The organism is Dietzia kunjamensis, from assembly GCF_045689975.1.
Lineage (GTDB): Bacteria > Actinomycetota > Actinomycetes > Mycobacteriales > Mycobacteriaceae > Dietzia > Dietzia kunjamensis.
Genome location: NZ_CP143297.1, coordinates 1,293,509 through 1,312,770, shown reverse-complemented (window position 1 = coordinate 1,312,770; position 19,262 = coordinate 1,293,509). Strand labels below are relative to the sequence as shown.

Annotated in this window: 16 protein-coding genes; 2 read left to right on the top strand and 14 right to left on the bottom strand. The window is 71.6% G+C overall.

The features are described 5' to 3' along the window. Positions 1-14 precede the first annotated feature (14 nt). The 5 genes from dnaE to lspA all read right to left on the bottom strand — a co-directional run bounded on the left by dnaE (position 15) and on the right by lspA (position 6,979). Positions 15-3,563, bottom strand: coding sequence for a DNA polymerase III subunit alpha (gene dnaE / locus VZF99_RS06115; protein ID WP_119192934.1), 3,549 nt, complete (start codon positions 3,561-3,563; stop codon positions 15-17). A gap of 12 nt (positions 3,564-3,575) precedes the next feature. Beyond that, on the bottom strand, positions 3,576-4,481 hold the full coding sequence (gene rarD / locus VZF99_RS06110; RefSeq protein ID WP_407336087.1) for an EamA family transporter RarD: 906 nt from the start codon (positions 4,479-4,481) through the stop codon (positions 3,576-3,578). Positions 4,482-4,624: 143 nt separating this feature from the next. Next, a complete protein-coding gene (locus VZF99_RS06105; protein ID WP_407335900.1) occupies positions 4,625-5,422 on the bottom strand; it encodes a hypothetical protein in 798 nt (265 codons plus the stop codon). Further along, positions 5,419-6,345: an RluA family pseudouridine synthase gene (locus VZF99_RS06100; RefSeq protein ID WP_185951767.1), complete on the bottom strand. Its 927-nt coding sequence runs from the start codon at positions 6,343-6,345 to the stop codon at positions 5,419-5,421. Before VZF99_RS06100 ends, VZF99_RS06105 begins: the two co-directional genes overlap by 4 nt. Further along, complete coding sequence (gene lspA / locus VZF99_RS06095) at positions 6,338-6,979, bottom strand: signal peptidase II (protein WP_407335899.1); 642 nt, start codon at positions 6,977-6,979, stop codon at positions 6,338-6,340. Before lspA ends, VZF99_RS06100 begins: the two co-directional genes overlap by 8 nt. A gap of 70 nt (positions 6,980-7,049) precedes the next feature. On the opposite strand from lspA, the gene VZF99_RS06090 reads away from it, so the two are divergent. Next, complete coding sequence (locus VZF99_RS06090; RefSeq protein WP_407335898.1) at positions 7,050-8,060, top strand: hypothetical protein; 1,011 nt, start codon at positions 7,050-7,052, stop codon at positions 8,058-8,060. Between the two features lie 51 nt (positions 8,061-8,111). On the opposite strand, the gene VZF99_RS06085 is transcribed toward VZF99_RS06090, so the two are convergent. Then, positions 8,112-8,603, bottom strand: coding sequence for a hypothetical protein (locus VZF99_RS06085; protein ID WP_120285825.1), 492 nt, complete (start codon positions 8,601-8,603; stop codon positions 8,112-8,114). A gap of 162 nt (positions 8,604-8,765) precedes the next feature. Here VZF99_RS06085 and VZF99_RS06080 point away from each other — a divergent pair, with 162 nt between their 5' ends. Then, positions 8,766-9,809, top strand: a complete 1,044-nt coding sequence (locus tag VZF99_RS06080) for an asparaginase (RefSeq protein ID WP_407335897.1) — start codon at positions 8,766-8,768, stop codon at positions 9,807-9,809. 294 nt (positions 9,810-10,103) lie between these two features. Here the strand turns inward: VZF99_RS06080 and VZF99_RS06075 are convergent, their stop codons facing one another. The 8 genes from VZF99_RS06075 to pgeF all read right to left on the bottom strand — a co-directional run bounded on the left by VZF99_RS06075 (position 10,104) and on the right by pgeF (position 19,252). Beyond that, entirely contained in the window at positions 10,104-11,561 is a 1,458-nt protein-coding gene (locus VZF99_RS06075) for a DNA polymerase IV (RefSeq protein ID WP_407335896.1), read from the bottom strand. 13 nt (positions 11,562-11,574) lie between these two features. Further along, positions 11,575-14,784 (bottom strand): isoleucine--tRNA ligase, encoded by a 3,210-nt coding sequence (gene ileS / locus VZF99_RS06070; protein WP_407335895.1) that lies wholly within the window; start codon positions 14,782-14,784, stop codon positions 11,575-11,577. Positions 14,785-15,068: 284 nt separating this feature from the next. Continuing rightward, positions 15,069-15,281, bottom strand: a complete 213-nt coding sequence (locus tag VZF99_RS06065; RefSeq protein WP_120285822.1) for a hypothetical protein — start codon at positions 15,279-15,281, stop codon at positions 15,069-15,071. Positions 15,282-15,441: 160 nt separating this feature from the next. Further along, the gene (locus VZF99_RS06060) at positions 15,442-16,473 is read right to left on the bottom strand and encodes a DivIVA domain-containing protein (RefSeq protein ID WP_120285821.1); all 1,032 of its coding nucleotides are present in this window, start codon (positions 16,471-16,473) and stop codon (positions 15,442-15,444) included. Positions 16,474-16,605: 132 nt separating this feature from the next. After that, positions 16,606-16,905 (bottom strand): YggT family protein, encoded by a 300-nt coding sequence (locus VZF99_RS06055; RefSeq protein WP_082923774.1) that lies wholly within the window; start codon positions 16,903-16,905, stop codon positions 16,606-16,608. Between the two features lie 75 nt (positions 16,906-16,980). Continuing rightward, positions 16,981-17,676 (bottom strand): cell division protein SepF, encoded by a 696-nt coding sequence (locus tag VZF99_RS06050; protein ID WP_119193278.1) that lies wholly within the window; start codon positions 17,674-17,676, stop codon positions 16,981-16,983. A gap of 77 nt (positions 17,677-17,753) precedes the next feature. Continuing rightward, entirely contained in the window at positions 17,754-18,482 is a 729-nt protein-coding gene (locus VZF99_RS06045) for a YggS family pyridoxal phosphate-dependent enzyme (protein ID WP_069389349.1), read from the bottom strand. Positions 18,483-18,529: 47 nt separating this feature from the next. Beyond that, entirely contained in the window at positions 18,530-19,252 is a 723-nt protein-coding gene (pgeF, locus tag VZF99_RS06040) for a peptidoglycan editing factor PgeF (protein ID WP_407335894.1), read from the bottom strand. Positions 19,253-19,262: the final 10 nt, after the last annotated feature.

Here is a 19,262-nt window from a genome sequence, read left to right as displayed (position 1 = left end):
CACCGTCAACCCGGTCAGCCCGTGAGGCAGCCGGGGCCGAGCAGCGCCTTGAGATCGCCCATCAGCGAGGACGAGGTCTCGACCCGCAGGTGGTCATCGAGCCGCAGGACGGTCGACGAACTTCCGTTGACCAACCGCAGGTGCACGTCCGACGGTCCGGGGTGCCGCCCCAGGACCTGCTTGAGCGCGGTGACGGTCTCGATGGTGCACATCCGCGTCGGCAGCGTGAGCGCCAGCGGCGCCCCGTTGCCACCGACGACCAGGTCGGGCACCTCGAGGGTGTCGCCGAACACCGAGACGCGGTCCTCACGGATGTTGATGCGCGCCTTGACCAGCACCACCGCGTCCTCGGCGATGTCCATCGCCGCGAGACGGTACGTCTTGGGGAAGAACAGCACCTCGACACTGCCGTTGAAGTCCTCGATGGTGACGATCGCCCACGGCTCGCCGTTCTTGTTGACCCGCCGGTCGACGCCGGAGATGATCCCGCCGATCGTCACGGCGGTGCCGTGCGCGAGCTCGCCCTCGTGGATGGTGGCGATGGTGGTGTCGGTCTTGGCCTCCAGGGCGGCCTCGAGCCCGTCGAGCGGGTGCCCGGACACGTACAGACCCAGCATCTCGCGTTCCAGGGCGAGCTTCTGCTTGATGTCCCATTCCTCGTCGGGGACCCGGACGGCGAAGACGTCGCCAAAGCCCGAGTCGGCCTCGGCGTCATCTCCCCCGCCGAACAGGTCGAACTGACCCACCGCCTCGGCCTTCTTGGTGGACATCACCGATTCCACCGCGTCGGCGTGGACCAGGAACAGTCCCTTGCGCGGGTGGCCGAGAGAGTCGAAGGCGCCGGCCTTGACGAGCGACTCGGTGACCTTCTTGGTGCAGGCGGTCTGGTCGATCTTGGCCAGGTAGTCCGAGAAGTCGCCGAACTCGCCCTTCGCCTCGCGGGCCGCGACGATCGAGTCGACCACCTGGGCGCCGACGTTGCGCACCGCGCCCAGTCCGAAGCGGATGTCCGTGCCCACCGACAGGAAGTTGGTCCGCGACTCGTTGACCGACGGCGGCAGGACCTTGATGCCCATCTGGCGGCAGTTGGACAGGTACAGGGCGGCCTTGTCCTTGTCGTCGCCGACGGAGGTGAGCAGCGCGGCCATGTACTCGGCCGGGTAGTTGGCCTTGAGGTAGCCGGTCCAGAAGGAGACGAGGCCGTAGCCGGCCGCGTGCGACTTGTTGAACGCGTACGAGGCGAAGGGCTCGATGGTGCCCCACAGTGCGTCGACGGCGTCCTTTGAGAAACCGCGCTCGAACATGCCGCCGGAGAACTTCTCGTACTCGGCGGCCAGCACCTCGGCCTTCTTCTTGCCCATGGCCTTACGGAAGCCGTCGGCCTCACCGGCCGTGTATCCCGCGAGTTCGCGGGAGATGGCCATGATCTGCTCCTGGTACACGATCAGGCCGTGGGTCTCGCCGAGGATCTCCCGGAGCGGTTCCTCGAGCTCGGGGTGGATGGGCACCAGTTCCTGCTTGCCGTTCTTTCGGTCGGCGTAGTTCCAGTGCGTCCCCATGCCCATCGGCCCGGGGCGGTACAGGGCGAGGGCGGCCACGATGTCGTTGAAGCCGGTGGGCTTCATCCGCTTGAGCAGCTCGCGCATGCCGCCGGAGTCGAGCTGGAACACGCCCAGCGTGTCACCGCGGGCGAGCAGCTCGTAGGTCGCGGGGTCGTCCGTGCTCAGGACGTCGAGGTCGATCTCCTCGCCCCGGTTGAGCTTGATGTTCTCCAGGCAGTCGCCGATCACCGTGAGGTTGCGCAGGCCCAGGAAGTCCATCTTGAGCAGGCCGATGTCCTCACACGACGGGTAGTCCCAGCCGGTGATGATGGCGCCGTCCTGCGCGCGCTTCCACATGGGGATCACGTCGAGCAGCGGCTCGGAGGACATGATCACCGCGCAGGCGTGCACGCCGGCCTGGCGGACCATGCCCTCGAGCCCGCGGGCCGTGTCGTAGATCCGCTTGACGTCGGGGTCCGTCTCGATGAGCTGACGGACCTCGGCGGCCTCACCGAAGCGCTCGTGCTTGGAGTCGGTGATCCCGGACAGCGGGATGTCCTTGGCCATGATCGGCGGCGGCAGTGCCTTGGTGATCCGGTCGGCGATCGCGTAGCCGGGCTGGCCGAAGTTCACGCGCGCGGCGTCCTTGATGGCGGCCTTGGTCTTGATGGTGCCGAACGTGATGACCTGGGCGATCTTGTCGGCGCCCCACTTGTCGGAGGCGTAGCGGATCATCTCGCCGCGACGGCGGTCGTCGAAGTCGATATCGATATCCGGCGCCGACGGACGCTCGGGGTTGAGGAACCTCTCGAACAGCAGCCCGTGCTCGATCGGGTCGATGTTGGTGATCTTCAGCGCGTACGCGACCAGGGCGCCGGCGGCCGAGCCTCGGCCGGGTCCGACCTTGATGCCGATGGAGCGGGCGTGCTCGATGAGGTCACCGACCACCAGGAAGTAGCCGGGGTAGCCCTTGCCCTTGATGACCTCGAGCTCGAACGCGGCGCGGTCGAGATACTCCTGCGGGACGCCGTCCGGGAACCGCCACTCCAGACCCTTCTGGACCTCCCTGGCCAGCCAGGTGTCCTCGGTCTCGCCGTCGGGGACGGGGAACTTGGGCATCCGGTCCTTGGGGGCCCAGATGTCGTCGTACGGCTGGACGCGCTCGGCGATCCACAGGGTGTTGTCGCAGCCGCCGGGGACCTCGGTGTCCCACTGGGCGCGCATCTCGTCGGCGGACTTGAGGAAGTAGCCGTCACCGTCGAACTTGAAGCGGTTCTCGTCGGCGAGGGTCTTTCCGGTCTGCACGCAGAGCATGGCCTCGTGGTAGTGGGCCTGCTCGCGGGTGACGTAGTGGCAGTCGTTGGTCACCAACGGCGGCATCCCCAGGTCCTTGCCGAGCGTGAGGAGGTCCTCGCGGACCCTGCGCTCGATGTCGATCCCGTGGTCCATCAACTCGAGGAAGAAGTTGTCCTTGCCGAAGATCGACTGCCACTTCTCCGCGGCCTCGTAGGCCTCCTTCCTGTGGCCCAGGCGCAGCCGCGTCTGGATCTCACCGGAGGGGCAGCCGGAGGTGGCGATGATCCCCTCGGAGTGCTCGGCGAGGATCTCGGCGTCCATGCGCGCCCACTTGCCCAGCTGCCCCTCGTAGGAGGCCAGCGAGGACAGGCGGAAGAGGTTGCGCAGGCCGGTGGCGTTCTCGGCGACCATCGTCATGTGGGTGTACGCGCCGGAGCCCGCGACGTCGTCGCTCTTCTGGTTCTTCTCGCCCCACAGCACGCGCTTCTTGTTGAACCGCGACTCGGGGGCGACGTACGCCTCGATCCCGATGATCGGCTTGATGCCGGTCTTGACGGCCTGCTTGTAGAAGTCCGACGAGCCGTACATATTGCCGTGGTCGGTCATCCCGACCGCCGGCATGCCGAGCCGGGAGGCCTCCGCGAACAGCGGGTCGATCTGCGCCATCCCGTCGAGCATCGAGAACTCGGTGTGATTGTGCAGATGCACGAACTGGGATCCGCCCACGCAGCATTCCTCCTACGACTCGTCCGGCCCAGTGTAGGTCGGATCCCCGACAGTCCCCGAAACCCCAGCGCGGGCCGAGCGTGGCTGCCTGCCGGCCAGCGTGAATGCGATCACCGCGACCCAGATGAGCGCGAACCCGACCCACTGCACGGCGTCGAGCCGCTCGCCCACGACGAGCAGTCCCCAGGCCATCTGCAGCACCGGGACGATGTACTGCAGCATGCCCACGGTCGCCAGCGGGATGCGCTGCGCGGCCACGGCGAACAGCAGCAGCGGCACCACGGTGACGAGCCCGGCGGTGGCCAGCAACACCGAATGCCCGGCGCCGTCGGTGGTGAACGTGCCCGCGCCGGTCGCACCCAGCCACAGCAGCAGGGCCAGCGCGAACGGGGCGATCACCAGCACCTCGCCCGTCATCCCGATCACCGGGTCCACGCGCAGCTTCTTCTTGAGCACGCCGTACATGCCGAAGCTCATCGCGAGGATCATCGAGAGGTACGGGAAGTGGCCGTATCCGGCGGTGAGGACCCCGACGGCGACGACGGCGAGGGCCACCGCGAGCCACTGTGGGCGATTGAGTCGTTCGCGGAACAACAGGACGCCCAGCAGGACACTGACCAGCGGGTTGATCGTGTACCCGAGGGCGGCCTCGGTGACGCGTTCGGAGTTCACCGCGTACACGTACACGCCCCAGTTGGCGGTGATGAAGACGGCGGCCCCGCCGACCCGGGCCCACGAGACGCGGTCGATGGCCCACAGGTCGCGCCAGCGCCGCAGCACTGTGAGCACGACGGCCATGACGACGAGCGACCACACGATCCGGTGGCCGACGATCTCGACGGCGCCGGCGGGCTCGAGCAGCGGGAAGAACGCGGGGAAGAACCCCCAGAGGGTGTACGCGGCGATGCCGGCGACCATCCCGCCGGCCACCGACTTCTCGCTGTTGCTCACCCGCCGGCTCGGCCCCTCGCTGCTCACCGGCGCAACCCTAGCCAGGCCCCGGATCGGCCCCGCATGTCGAGCCCTTTTGGGGGTGGGTGCCGTCGGTGGGCGCGCGGGGCTCAGGCGGCCGGGACCGGGCCGTCATCCGGCAGCGGGAAGGCCGCGTCGACCTGCTGCGGCTGCAGCGGCCGGACGGCGAAGCGTTCCCATACTGCGTCCGGCGGCAGTGCTTCGACCGCGCGGACCCACGGTTGGTCGGCCACCGCGCGCAACTGCTCGGTGGTGCCGCGGGCGAGCAACCCGATGATCGCCGGCTCTCCGGCACGGATCCGCGAGACGGTGAGGGCGGCGGTGGCGGCGGCCCGCCCGGCGTCGGGCGGCTGTGGCACCCCGGGCCCGGTCGGCGGTCCGGCCTCGAGCCGCCGGGTCACCTGTTCGAGACCGCGGTGGAAGACGGGCTCGCGGCCCGACTCCCCCGCCACCGGCTCGGCCAGGGTCACCCCGGTGACGGGCATGGCGACCCCGTCGACCGGCACCTGCACGTACAGCCCCGAGACGCGCGGCAGTTCCCGGACCACACCGACCGCCTCGGGGACCGTCCACGCCCAGCCTGCGGTCACGAGGGCCCAGCGACGGGCGTCGGGGGCGGAGGCGAGGGCCTTGTCGTCGTCGTCGTCATCATCATCTCCGCCGGAACCCCGTGCGGCATCCCCCCCGCCGCCCGCGGTGACCAGTGAGTCGGCCGCGCGGGCGAGGTAGTCGTCGACGCGTTCGCCGTCCTCGGGTCCCAGGGCGTCGGTCATGACGCCGGGGCTCCGGGGCGGGTCGGTGCGCAGCGCGGTGAGGATCGTGACCAACGCCACCACGATCACGACCCCCACGCCGGCGATCTTCAGCACCCGCGCGGCGAGGGTCATGCCGAGCGCAGGACGTCGATCGCGTGCTGGAGGTCGTCGGGGTAGGTGCTGGTGAAGTCGACGCGCGAGCCGGTGCCCGGGTGCTCGAAGCCCAGCCCCACCGCGTGCAGCCACTGCCGCTCGAGGCCGAGCCGCCTGGCCAGGACCGGGTCGGCGCCGTAGGTGAGGTCGCCGGCGCACGGGTGGTGCAGCGCGGAGAAGTGCACGCGGATCTGGTGGGTGCGGCCGGTCTCGAGCTTGACCTCGACGAGCGTCGCGGCCTGGTGCGCCTCGAGGGTGTCGTAGTGGGTGATCGAGTGCTTGCCGTCGGAGGTGACGGCGAAGCGCCAGTCCGACGAGGTGTGCCGGCCGATCGGCGCATCGATGGTCCCCGACAGCGGATCGGGGTGGCCCTGCACCAGCGCGTGGTAGGTCTTGTCGACGGTCCGGTCGCGAAACGCCCGCTTGAGCAGCGTGTACGCCCGTTCGGACGCCGCGACCACCATCAGTCCGGACGTGCCGACGTCCAGGCGGTGGACGATCCCCTTGCGCTCCGGCGGGCCGGAGGTGGAGATGCGGTACCCGGCGGCGGCCAGGCCGCCGATCACCGTGGGGCCGGTCCAGCCGACGGACGCGTGCGCGGCGACACCGACCGGTTTGTCGACGACGACGATGTCCGCGTCCGAGTACAGGACCGCCATCCCCTCGACCGGCTCGGCGACCACGGCGGGCTCGGCCCGCGGTTCGGGCATCTCGACCTCGATCCAGGACATCCCGGTGAGCTTGTCGGACTTGCCCACGGTGTGCCCGTCGAGCAGGACCTTGCCCTCGCCGGCCAGGTCGGCGACCGCGGTCCGCGAGATGCCCAGGAGGCGGGAGACACCGGCGTCGACGCGCATGCCGTCGAGCCCGTCGGGGACGGGGAAGGTGCGGACCTCAGCCATCGGCGGGGTCCTTCTCGTGGGCGGGGGCGGCGGGGTCGGCAGGGGCCTTCTTGTCGCCGGCGAGCGCCTCGGACACCCGCGAGCCGTCGAAGTCGACGTTGCGGAACACGGCCACGGCCACGACGATCACGCCGGTGACCAGGCTGGCGTCGGCCACGTTGAACACGGGCCACCAGCCGACGGCCATGTAGTCCACGACGTGGCCCTGCAGGATGCCGGGCGCGCGGAAGTAGCGGTCCACCAGGTTTCCGGCGGCGCCGCCCAGGATCAGTCCGAGGCCCCACGCCCACCACCGGGAGTGGACCCTGCGGGAGAACCACAGCAGGCCGGCCACCACGACCGTGGCGACGATGCTCAACACCACCGTGAACTCGGTGCCCATGGAGAACGCGGCGCCCGGGTTGCGCAGCAGGACCAGACGAACCGTGTCGCCGATGAGCTCGATGGGCCTCGAGTCCTCCAGGGTCGCCACGGCCAGGACCTTGGCGATCTGGTCGACGGCGACGATCAGCGCGGCGATCACCAGCATGACCACCGGCCCGCCCCGGAAGTAGTGGGGCGCACGGTTGTGAGGCGCGGGGTCGTGGGGCGCAGTGCTCGCGGGCTCGGGCGGCGTCCCGTTGGTCTCCGTCATGGGTTCCAGTATCCCTGATCCGGCCGCGGGCCCGACGGCGCCGGGTGGGCGACCCTCTAGGCTCGGGGCCGTGGACCCGCGATCGACCGTCTCCCCCGGCCCCTCCCGAACCGCTCGTCGCGGTCACCGTCTCCTCGCGGCGGCGCTGGCCGTGACGCTCGTGGCCGGCACCTCCGCGTGCGCCGGGGACGATGCCGCGGACCCCGCCGACGGCGGCCCGGGCTCGTCCGCCGCAGAGGGGACGGATGCCCTCGAACCCGAGGTGACCGTCGACCCCGGTCCCGCCCCGGTCGTCGACCTCATCGACGCCGGCGAGGGCGAGCGGCGAGTCCTGGCCTATGCCCCCTCGCGCGAACCGTCGGTCGTGGCGATCACCCGCTCCGCCAACTCGCGGACCGAGGTCCCGGGAGCCGAGCCGCGCACCGACGAAACCCCGGCGCAGACCCTCACCGTGGAGGGACGATCGGAGCCCGACGTCGACGGCGCGCAGCGGGCGACCGTGACCGCGCGGGAGTTCACGTCCGTGGACGAACTCCGCAACGCCCAGTTCTCCACCGCCCCCGGGTTCACCGTCACCTGGACCCGCAGTGCCGACGGCATCGTCCGGGAACTGTCGCTGGCGGCCCCCTCTGGGGCCACCGACGCCGCCCGCGCCGGAGTGGAGATCACCGCCAACGCGGTGTCGGACGCGACAGTGGCGTTCCCCACCGAAGAGATCGGCGTCGGCGCCCGCTGGACCGTCACCCGCCGGGTCGACGACGCCGTGGCCCCGACGAGGGTCACCACCTACGAACTCGTCGACGTCGACGGCGACGTCGCCACCGTCCGGTCGAGCACCACCGCTCCCGACCCGGCGGGCACCCTGGCCGCCCCGGCACCCGACGGCGGGCCGGGCGTCACCCTCGACGTGGAGTCCTACGAGGTCACCGGCTCGGGCGAGCTCATGGTGGACCTACGAGCCCCGGTGCCGGTGGGCGGAACGACCGAGTCCTCGACGCGGGCCGTCTACGTCGATCCCGACTCGGGACGACGCACGACCTACGACGAGGACTCGGTGCTGCGGTTCCGCAGCGTGGACTGACGCTGGTCAGGCCTCGCTGTCAGTCCGGGCCGACGGCGCGCTGAGGTGCGGTCAGGCCGCGGCGCACGTGGCCGGCGGCTCCAGCCCGGCGTTGGTGATGAGCGCGCAGGCGAACGCCTTCTGCAGCTGCCACTGACCACCCTGGTTGATGAACTGGGCCTGGACGTTGATGTCCTCCTGGCCCGGCTGGGAGATCACCGCGTTGGCGATGAGCGTGCCGGGGATGTCCCCCTCCGCCGCGCCGGTGATCGTCACGTCGGCGCCCTGCTCGGCCTTGAGGGCGGCGATCTGGTCGAAGATCTCGGGCGCCTCCGCGCCCCCCTCCACCAGGTCGACCTTCTCCTCCACCGGCACCGCGGGGTCGGAGGCCCGGTCGAGCAGCTGGGTCAGCTCCTCGGCGGTGGGCACGGTGGTCTCCTGCGCGCTCGTGGTGGGCGCGGGGGCGGTCTCGCGCCCACCGTCGTCGTCACCTCCGCAGGCGGCGAGGCCACCCAGTGCGAAGGCGGACAGGGAGACTGCGGCGATGGTCCGTCGAAGACTCACGCGGGGTCCTTTCGTCGAGATGTGCGGCACCGGGCATGCGGTACCGAGCCGGGCATGGCTCCGGGCCGGGTCACCGGCCCAACGAACATCGGTGGGCCATTGTTCCATCGTCAGCGGCCGGGATGGTTGACGCCGGGCCGCCCGCACACCACTGTGGAGCGGGTGACCAGCGCCGAGACCAGCACCGATACCCCCCACATCGTGATCTGCACCACGGGAGGCACGATCACCGCCTCGACCACGCCGGAGGGAGCGGTCGTGGCCGGGGACTCCGACCCCGCGACGCAGACCATGCTCGACGGCCTGCGGGCGGTGCTGCCGGACCAGATCACCGTGAGCGCGCGCGCCGTGCTCGACGCCGACTCCTCCACGTTCGGCCCGGCCGAGTGGGACCTGCTGGTCGACGCGGTGGGTGACGTGCTGTCCGATCCGGCGGTGTCGGGGGTCGTGGTGACCCACGGGACCGACACCCTCGAGGAGACCGCCATCGCCCTCGATCTGCACCACGACGACCCGCGGCCCGTCGCGCTCACCGGGGCCCAGCGTCCCGCCGACCACCCCGAGGCCGACGGGCCCGCCAATCTCCTGGACGCGGTCCTGCTGGCCGCCGACCCCGTCTCCCGCGACCTGGGGGTGCTGGTGGTCCTGGGCCGGGCCATCCTGCAGGCCCGCGGCGTGCGCAAGTGGCACACGACCGATCCCGTCGCCTTCGCCCGCAACTCGCCCGAGCACCCGGTCGAGGACCTGCCCCCGGAGCTCGAACGCCCCACCCTCCCCGGCCGGGCCCGGTTCGCCGACACCCGCGTCGACGTCGTGGCGTGCCCGCCCGGCGCGGACGCGGTCGCGGTGCACGCGTGTGTCGAGGCCGGGGCGCGCGGACTGGTCCTGGAGGGGTCGGGATCCGGCAACCTGCCCCCGCTCGTCGCGGACGCGGTCGCACGGTTGGCCGACGACCGGCCGGACATCGTGGTGGTGGCGTCCAGCCGGGTGCCGCGGGGTGAGGCGACCTCGACCTACGGCGGCCCGGGCGGTGGCGCGGAGCTCGCCGCTCGTGGCGTGCTGAGCTGCGGATACCTGCGATCCGGGCAGGCCCGGGTCCTGCTCGCCGCGCTGCTGTCCACCGCGGGCAGTGCAGACGGCGCCGGCGGCGACGGTGCGGCCGCAGAGGTGCGCCGAAAGTGGGGGCGCTACCACCTCTACAGCTGACGAGCAGACGTCGCCGGTTGCGGGGCCGGCGGTTGCGGGGCTGGCGGGGCGCCGGCGGGCGTTCACGCAGCGCAGGGCAGAGAGGCAGCGCGGTCAGCCGGGGGTGTGCTGGCGCCCTGCCCGCCCCGCCGCAGCCGCACGCGCCCATGGCGTCTCGCGTGCCCCGCGGCGGGGGCGAGGCGCCATCCCGAGGAGCGGCTGCAGCAGGGCCGGGCGTCGGCGGGGGCGAGGCGCCATCCCGAGGAGCGGCTGCAGCAGGGCCGAGCGTCGGCGGGGCGGCGCGGGGCCGCCGGGTCACCACCCCAGGGAGTCCAGCGGGTCCGCGGGCTCGAGGTCCGGATCGTCCTCGGCGAATGTGCGCATCCGACCGGGGCCCGTCGCCGCCGTCTCGAACCGGACCGACACCCGGCCGTGGCCCGATCCCTGCACCCAGCCGTGCCCGAATTCCGGGTGTCGCACATCGGCTCCCGTCTCGAAACGCCGGTGCCCGGCCTGCCGCCACGCCCCGATCGCCGGGAGTTCCCCCGCCGCCCGTCCGTCGGCCGTCCCCTCGTCCGCGGGTCCGGTCCCGTCGTCGCCCGGTTCGGACTCGTCGGTGGTGACGGTGGTGCCCACCCCCACGATGTCGGGCAGGTCCTCGTCGTCGTCGTCGTGTCCCGATCGGTCCACGGGGACGAACTCCTGCTCGAACAGCGCGTCCTGGTAGTGATCGGTGAGGCCGGACACCCCCACGCCCAGCAGTCGGATCGCCCCGAAGTCGACCGGGTCCGGGGCGAGCGAGCGCGCCACCCCGATGATCGTCTCCAGCGACGTGGTGCCCACCGGCAACGTGTACGAGCGGGTGATCGAGGTGAAGTCCGAGCGCTTGACCTTGACCGTCACCGTCCGCGCCGCACGGCCGTCGGAGAGCAGCCTGCGGTGCGCCGCCCCGGCCGCCCGGCGCACCGCCGCCGCGACCTGACCCGACGTCGTGAGATCGGCGGCGAACGTGCTCTCGGCGCTGATCTGCTTGGCCTCGGCCCGCTCGTGCACCGGCCGGTCGTCGTAGCCCCGCGCGATCCGGGCGATCGCCGGGCCGACCGTCTTGCCGAGCGCGTGGGCCACGTCGTCGTCGTCCATCGCCGCGAGGTCGCCGATGGTCGCCACCCCGAACTGCGCCAGCCGCTCCCCCGCCACCGGACCCACTCCCCACAGGCTCCGCACCGGAAGCGGGAACATCACCTCGGCGTGGTCGCGGCGTGGCACCACCACCACACCGTCCGGCTTGGCCAGCTCCGAGGCGATCTTGGCGTACTGCTTGCCCGCGCCCGCCCCCACCGACGCCGGGAGCCCGGTCGCCGCACGGATGGCGGCACGCAACTCCTGCGCCCACTGTCGGGTGCGGTCGGCGTCGGCGCCCCGCAGCTCCGGCGGCTCGAGGAAGGCCTCGTCCACGGAGATCTGCTCCACGACCGGCGCGTGCTCGGCGAACACCTCGAACACCCGGCGGCTCAGAACCCGGTAGACCGGCATCCGCGGCGAGACGAACACCGCGCCCGGCCCCACCAGGCGCCGCGCCTGGTGTGAGGGCATGGCCGAGCGGGCACCCTTGGCTCGCGCCTCGTAGGAACACCCCGCCACCACACCGCGGCCGCCCTGACCGCCCACGAGCACCGGCCGACCCCGCAGGGTCGGCCGGGTCAGCTGCTCGCAGGACGCGAAGAACGCGTCCATGTCCACGTGCAGGACCCAGCGGTCCTGCCCGCCACCCATGACGAGCCGCCGGTCAGACCCGAGCCAGCGTCATCCGGACGCCCTCGGCGAGCTCGACCGGGTCCCCGTCTGCCGGGTCCAGTGCGTCGACCACGGCGAAGTCGGTGGCCAGCACCTCGCCGGCGATGAGCTGCGCGTGACGGTCCGCCCACTCACGGCGGGCGGCCGGCACCTCCATGCGCACCCGGATGCGGTCGGAGATGTCGAAGCCGGCACCGCGGCGGGCCTCCTGGATCTCGCGGATCCGGTCCTTTGCCCAGCCCTCGGCCTCGAGCTCCTCGGTGACCGTCAGGTCCAGCACCACCAGGCCGGCACCGCCGGGCAGCGCCGCCGTGGACTCGGGATCGGCGGCCACGAGCCGGTGCTCGTACTCGCCCTCCTGCAGCTCGACGCCGCCGGCGACCACGACGCCGTCGGTCTCGGTCCAGTCACCGGACTTGGCGGCCTTGATGCAGGCCTGGACCTGCTTGCCCAGCCGCGGGCCGGCAGCGCGCGCGTTGACCGCCAGTTCCATCCGCCCGTGGGTGGCCACGTCGCTGGTGAGGCGCACCTCGCGGACGTTGACCTCGTCGGCGATGAGACCGGTGAACGGCTGGAGCCGCTCTGCGTCGGGCATGGCCACCGTGAGCGAGCTGAGCGGCAGGCGCACCCGCAGGTGCTTGGCCTTGCGGATCGAGGACACGGTGGAGCACACGTCGCGCACGGCCTCCATCGCCTCGACCAGGTCGGCATCGTGCGGCAGCTCGTCGGCGGCCGGCCAGTCCACCAGGTGCACCGACTCCTCACCGGTGAGCCCGGTCCACACGACCTCGCTCATCAGCGGCAGCAGCGGCGCGGCGAGGCGCATGGTGGTCTCGAGCACCGTGTAGAGGGTGTCGAAGGCGTCGCGGGAATCCTGGCCGCTGTCCTCGCCGGCCCAGAACCGGGAGCGCGAGCGGCGCACGTACCAGTTGGTCAGGGCGTCGGCGAACAGGCGCAGCTCGTCGCAAGCCGCCGCGATGTCCGTCGCGTCCAGCGCCTCGGTCATGGCGTCGCGCGTGGACGCCAGGCGGGACAGGATGTAGCGGTCCAGCACGTGCTCCGAGTCCGTACGCCAGGTGGCCCGGCGGGAGGCGTACAGCTGGAAGAAGCTGTAGGAGTTCCACAGCGGCAGCATGGCCTGGCGGACGCCCTCGCGGATGCCCTGCTCGGTCACCACGAGGTTGCCGCCCCGCAGGATCGGCGAGCTCATGAGGAACCAGCGCATGGCGTCCGAGCCGTCGCGGGAGAACACCTCGTTGACGTCCGGGTAGTTGCCCTTTGACTTGCTCATCTTGAGACCGTCGTTGCCCAGGACGATCCCGTGGGCGGCGACATGGGTGAACGCCGGCCGGTCGAACAGCGCGGTGGCCAGCACGTGCAGCGTGTAGAACCAGCCGCGGGTCTGCCCGTTGTACTCGACGATGAAGTCACCCGGGTTGTGGGTCTCGAACCACTCCTTGTTCTCGAAGGGGTAGTGGACCTGGGCGAACGGCATCGACCCGGACTCGAACCAGCAGTCGAACACGTCCGGGATGCGGCGCATGGTCGACTTGCCGGTCGGATCGTCCGGGTTGGGCCGGGTCAGCTCGTCGATGTACGGGCGGTGCAGGTCGGTGGGCCGGACGCCGAAGTCGGCCTCCAACTCGTCCAGGGACCCGTAGACGTCGACCCGCGGGTAGGCGGGGTCGTCGGACTCCCACACCGGGATCGGGGCGCCCCAGTACCGGTTGCGGTTGATGTTCCAGTCGCGGGCGCCCTCGAGCCACTTGCCGAACTGGCCGTCGCGCACGTGCTCCGGCATCCAGGTGATGTGCTCGCGGTTGAGCTCCACCATGCGGTCCCGGAACGCGGTGACCTTGACGAACCACGCGGGCAACGCCATGTAGATGAGCGGCTGGCCGGAGCGCCACGAGTGCGGGTAGGAGTGCTCGATGGTCTCGTGGCGGATCAGACGGCCATCGGCCCGCAGATCGCGGGAGATGGGCGCGTTGGCGTCGAACACGAGCTGCCCGGCGTACGGCGGCACCTCGGCGGTGAACTTGCCGTCCGGGCCCACCGGGATGACGAGCTCGATCCCGGCGGCGTCGCAGGCGTCCTTGTCCTCCTCACCGAAGGCGGGCGCGAGGTGGACGACGCCGGTACCGGACTCGGTGGTGACATAGTCGGCCGAGAGCACGACGTGCGCACCCGCGTGACCGGCGAAGAAGTCGAACGGCGGGGTGTACCGCAGGCCCACCAACTCGGAGCCCTTGACGGTCGTCACGACCTCCGCGTCCTCACCGAACTCGGCGGCGTAGACGCCGCGACGGGCCTCGGCGAGGACGAAGCTCCGCCCGGCGAACTCACCGGAGTCGACCCGGACCACCGAGTAGTCGATCTCGGGGTGGACGGCGGCGGCGAGGTTGGAGGGCAGGGTCCACGGCGTGGTGGTCCACACCAGTGCCTCGGCGCCGTGGAACGGGCTGTCCTGAGGGGCCTCCAGGGGCAGCCCGACGGTGACGGCCGGGTCCTGACGCATCTTGTAGGCGTCGTCCAGGCGGGTCTCCTGGTTGGACAGTGGCGTCTGCTCGTACCAGGAGTACGGCAGCACGCGGAAACCCTTGTAGATCAGGCCCTTGTCGTAGAGCCGCTTGAAGGCCCACAGCACGGACTCGGTGAAGTCGATGTCGAGGGTCTTGTAGTCGTTGTCGAAGTCCACCCAGCGGGCCTGGCGGTGGACGTACTTCTCCCACTCGTCGGTGTACTGCAGCACCGACATCTCGCAGGCGTTGTTGAACTCGGCCAGGCCCATGTCGAGGATCTGGGACTTCTCGGTGATGCCGAGCTGCTTCTCGGCCTCGAGCTCGGCGGGCAGGCCGTGGCAGTCCCAGCCGAACCGGCGCTCGACCCTGTACCCACGCATGGTGCGGTAGCGCGGGACGACGTCCTTCACGTACCCGGTGAGCAGGTGACCGTAGTGGGGCAGGCCGTTGGCGAACGGGGGCCCGTCGTAGAAGACGTACTCCTGCGCGTCCGCACGGTTACGGATGGACTCGCGGAACGTGTCGCGCTCGTCCCACCGCTGCAGGACCGTCTCCTCGAGGGCGGGGAACGACGGCGTCTGGGACGTGGCGCCCCCGGCGAGGTCGAGCACGGGGTACGCGCTGCCGGTGGCAGCGGGCTCGCCGTCGGCGGGTTCGATCGCTACGGGTTCGGTGCTCATGTGGGCGGACTCCTCGCGTACGGGGCCCGCACGAGTTCGCATCCGTGGGGCCGTCAGGCCTGCGCTCGGGGACGAACCGGATCGCGTCTGGCGCGTTCCGTCCGCGGTACCACCCCGTTTGGCGACGACGTGCGACGCCCACTCGTGGGTCGGGCTGTGACGGGCTCCCCCGTTCGGTTCTACTGAGCGGTCCCCGCCGTGCGGGGTCCCACCGTTCTTCCGAGCACTCCCCGGTGATGGCCGGATCTCCGCGCGTCCGGCTCACGGCCGGACAGCATCCGATATTACCCGTCGGTGCGGGCGTCCGCCCCTTCCGAGGTCATCCGCGGCTCGCGGTCGCGCTCGGCGCGCCCCCGGACAAGGTCCACCAGCAGCAGGACCAGACCCAGGGCTCCCACGACGATGCATGCCCACGCCCACCCGATCTGACCTGTCGCGACGGCCGCCACGAGGAAGGCGAAACCGAGGACCGTCAGTCCGAGCGCGGCGACGAGCATCCGTGCCTCCTGGTGGGCGAATCCTGGTGTTGGGCGAATTCTGGGAGCTGTGCGATGGGAAAGGGGGTCGCACCGTCGGTGGCCCCGTCCCCCCCCGAATATACGTCGGTCCCCGCACCCTTGGGCAGGGGCGGGGACCGCATCGGTCACGCGGAGTGGATCACTCGGCGCGGTGACCGCCGTCCTTCTTTGCCGACTGGTCGGACGAGCCGGGAGCGCCGGCACTGCCGGTACCCTCGCCGGCCGCGGACGAGGCCGCCGGGCCGCCCGGGGTGGACGAGGCCGCAGTGGCCGCCGGGGCGGCCGGGGCGGCCGATCCGGTCTTGCCGAGCTCCGAGAGCTGGTTCTCCAGGTAGCTGGTGAGGCGGCTGCGGTAGTCCTTCTCGAACGTCCGCAGCTGGTCGATCCGGCTCTCGAGCACGCCACGCTGCTGGTTGATGGTGGCCATGATCTCGGTGTGCTTGCGCTCGGCGTCGGCCTGCAGGGCGTCGGCCTTGGCCTGCGCCTCCTTGACCTGCTGCTCGGACCGGGCCTGGGCGTCCTTGACGATGCCGTCGGACTTGCTCTTGGCCTCGGTGAGGATCTTGTCGGCCTCCTTGCGGGCGTCGCCGACCATCTTCTCGGACTGGGACTTGGCGTCGCTGACCAGGCGATCAGACTGGGACTTGGCGTCGCCCACCAGCCGGTCGGACTCGCTGCGGGCCTTGGCCATGAGTCCGTCGGACTCCTTCTTGGCCTCGCCGGTGAGCCGGTCGGCCATCTCCTGGGCCATGGCCAGGACGCGGGCGGCGCGCAGATGGGTCTCGTTGTTGGCGGCGCCGTCGTCCTCGCTCTTGCCCAGCGACGGGGTCGCGGCGGCGGGAGTCGGGGTGGTCGGCGCGGCGGCCGCGGCAGGTGCGGGCGCGGGGGTCGGCGCGGGCGCCGGGGCGGCCGGCTGCTGTGCCGTACCCGAGCCGCCGGTGCCGGCGCCGGAGGATTTGCCGGACTCGTCAGCGGCCTTGCGCGCCTTCTCGAGATCCTTGGTGAGCTCCTCCACCCGCTGGCGGAGGTCCTCGTTGTCCGAGACGAGTTCCGCGAGCTCCGTCTCGACCAGGTCGAGGAACTGGTCGACCTCGTCCTCGTTGTAGCCCCGCTTGCCGATCGGCGGCTTGGAGAACGCGACGTTGTGCACATCGGCTGGAGTCAACGGCATGGGATACCCCTCGTGGTCGTCTCGGGTGCCGGCCCGGCGTTGTCGCACCGGACCCGCGACTTCATTACTACCTTAACGGTGGCCAATCTAGTCACAATCGGCCCGCGCGTCACCAGCGGCCGCAACGGGGCCTCACGCCACGCTCATCATGAGGCCACGCAGGATCACCTGGATGACGATGATGATGACGAAGAGCACCAGCACCGACAGGTCCAGCGAGATCTGTCCCAGGCGCACGGGCTTGATGACCTTCCGCAGCGCCTTGACCGGCGGGTCCGTGACGGTGAACAGCCACTCCAGTACCACGGCGAGGACGCCACGGGGGCTCCACCCGCGGGAGAACGAGGCGATCATCTCGACCACGATCCTGGCGAGGAGCATGTACCAGAAGATCTGGGTGATGATGTAGAGGACCAGCAGGATTTCACGCACGGTGTAACCCTACTGGCCCGCGACGCCGCGCCGTCACCGGCGTCCTGTCCGCCGTGGTCAACGGGGTCGGCTGCGTCAGCGCCGGAAGGCGCCGTTGACGGCGTCGCGGACCTCGGCCTCGGTGAGGTCCATGCCGGCGGGCTGCAGGAGGAAGGTCCGCTCGCGGTCGGCGACCTTCTCCATGCGGCCGTCGAGGCCGAAGACGAGTCCGGCGGCGAAGTCCACCATGCGGCGCGCATCCCCAGAGGCCATGGTCGAGAGGTCCAGCACGACGGCGCGGCCGGCGCGGAAGTGCTCGCCGAGGCTCTTGCCGTCTCCGAAGCCGCGGGGGCGCTCCACAACGGTCTCGGGCACGGTCACCAGTCCGTCCTCCACGAAGTCCTCCTCGGGCGCGAGCGCGACGGCGCCGCGGGTGGCGGGAACGCCGCGCAGGGTGGCGCGGGCCCCGGTCTCGGCGGCGTGGTAGCGGCGCGGGCGGGGGGCCGGCTCGTCGATGTCACCGCGACGCGGGGCGACCGGGCGCTCGTCGACCGGGTCGAGGTCGGCGATCCGGGTTCGGGGGGCCGGCTCCTCCAGGTACCGGTCGGCGGCGTAGCCGTAGTCGTCCCGACGGTCGCGGGCGATCGGGCCGAGGTCGTCCGTCTCGTGGATGCCGCGGGGGGCACGCACGTCGTGGTGGACGGGCCGGTCGTAGTCGTCGAGGTACTCGTCGTCGTACGCCGCGACGGGCGCCATTCCGAAGTACTCCTTGAACCGGGCGATTGCGCTCATCTTCCGGGACCTTCCTGGTAACGGGGTCGTCGCGGGCGTGTGTTCTTCGCGGGCGGGTGTCCCCGCGAGGCTGGCTCTCAAACTACTGGTCGGGGGCCGAGGATGGCCGTTCCGACACGCACGCAGGTCGAACCCGCGGCGACCGCCTCCTCGATGTCCCCGGACATCCCGGCGGAGAACTCCACCGCGTCGGGGTGATCGCGGCGGAGCGCGGCCGCGACCTCGGCGGCGTCGGCGAAGTGGGCGCTCGCTTCGCCCTCGAGCGGGGGGACGACCATGAGCCCGGCCAGGCGCAGGTGGCCGAGACCGGCCACGTGGTCGGCGAGGCCGGGCAGGTTCTCACGAGCGATTCCGCCGCGCGAGGTGTCACCGTCCAGGCTCAGCTGGAGCAGGACGGGCAGCGGGGTGACGTCGTCGCGCTCCCCGGCGGCGCGGGCGCGGCCCTTCTCGAGGCCGTCGGCGACCTTGGCCGAGTCGACGGAGTGGACGCGGTCGGCCCACCCGGCCACCGCAGCGGCCTTGTTGGACTGGATGTGACCCACCATGTTCCAGCGCACCGCCGCGGCCAGCTCGGCGTCGGCGGCGGCCAGATCGGAGACCTTCGCCGCGGCCTCCTGGACGCGGTTCTCCCCGACGTCGCGCACCCCGAGGCGGGCGAGCCGGACGACGTCGGTGACGGGGTGGAATTTGGTGACGACGACGAGGTCGACCTCGTCGGCCCGTCCCGCGGCCGCCCGCGCCGCGTCCAGACGCTGCCGGGTCGCGGCGAGCCTGGTGGCGAGTTCGTCCGCCCTGGGATCGGTCATGTCCCCTCTTCCTCCTCCCGGCCGGCGGGTGCGCCGGCCCCGGGTCTCTACTGCTGCCGCCAGATCACGCTGGCCTGGCGCCCGGTCCGTCCCTGTCGACGATAGGAGAACAGGGACTCCTCGGCGATCGTGCAGCGCGGGTCGGAGTCGACGCGGGTGACGCCGAGTCCCGCGAGTTGGCGCGTGATGCCCCTGCGCAGGTCCACCCCGGGGGTCCCCGCGACGGTCCGGGCGCGGCTGCCGGGCAGGGCGGCCTCGACCTCGTCCACCATCTCGGGGGGCAACTCGTAGTGCTCCCCCGCCGCGGCGGGTCCGAGGAGCACGGTGATGCGCTCGGCCCGGGCGCCCAGGGAGGTCATGGCCCCGATGAGCGACGGGACGATCCCGCCGACGGCACCGACCCGGCCCGCGTGCACGGCCCCGATCACCCCGGCCTCGGAGTCCGCGGCCAGGACCGGGACGCAGTCGGCGGTGAGTACCGCCAGCGCCAGGCCCGGCCGGTCGGTCACGAGGCCGTCGGTGGCCGGGACCGGGCCGCCCGTCGGGCGGGTGACGCGGGCGATACGGGTGCCGTGGACCTGGTCCATCCACACGACGTCGGTCGCGGGCAGGCCGAGTCGACTGGCGAGCCGCGCCCGGTTGGCTGCCACCGCCGCCGGGGCGTCCCCGACGTGGTCACCGAGGTTGAACGAGTCGAAATCTCCGGTCGACGCGCCGCCGCGGCGGTCGGTGACCACCCGGCGTACGCGCCCCGAGCCGTCGGGTGCCATGGATCGGACC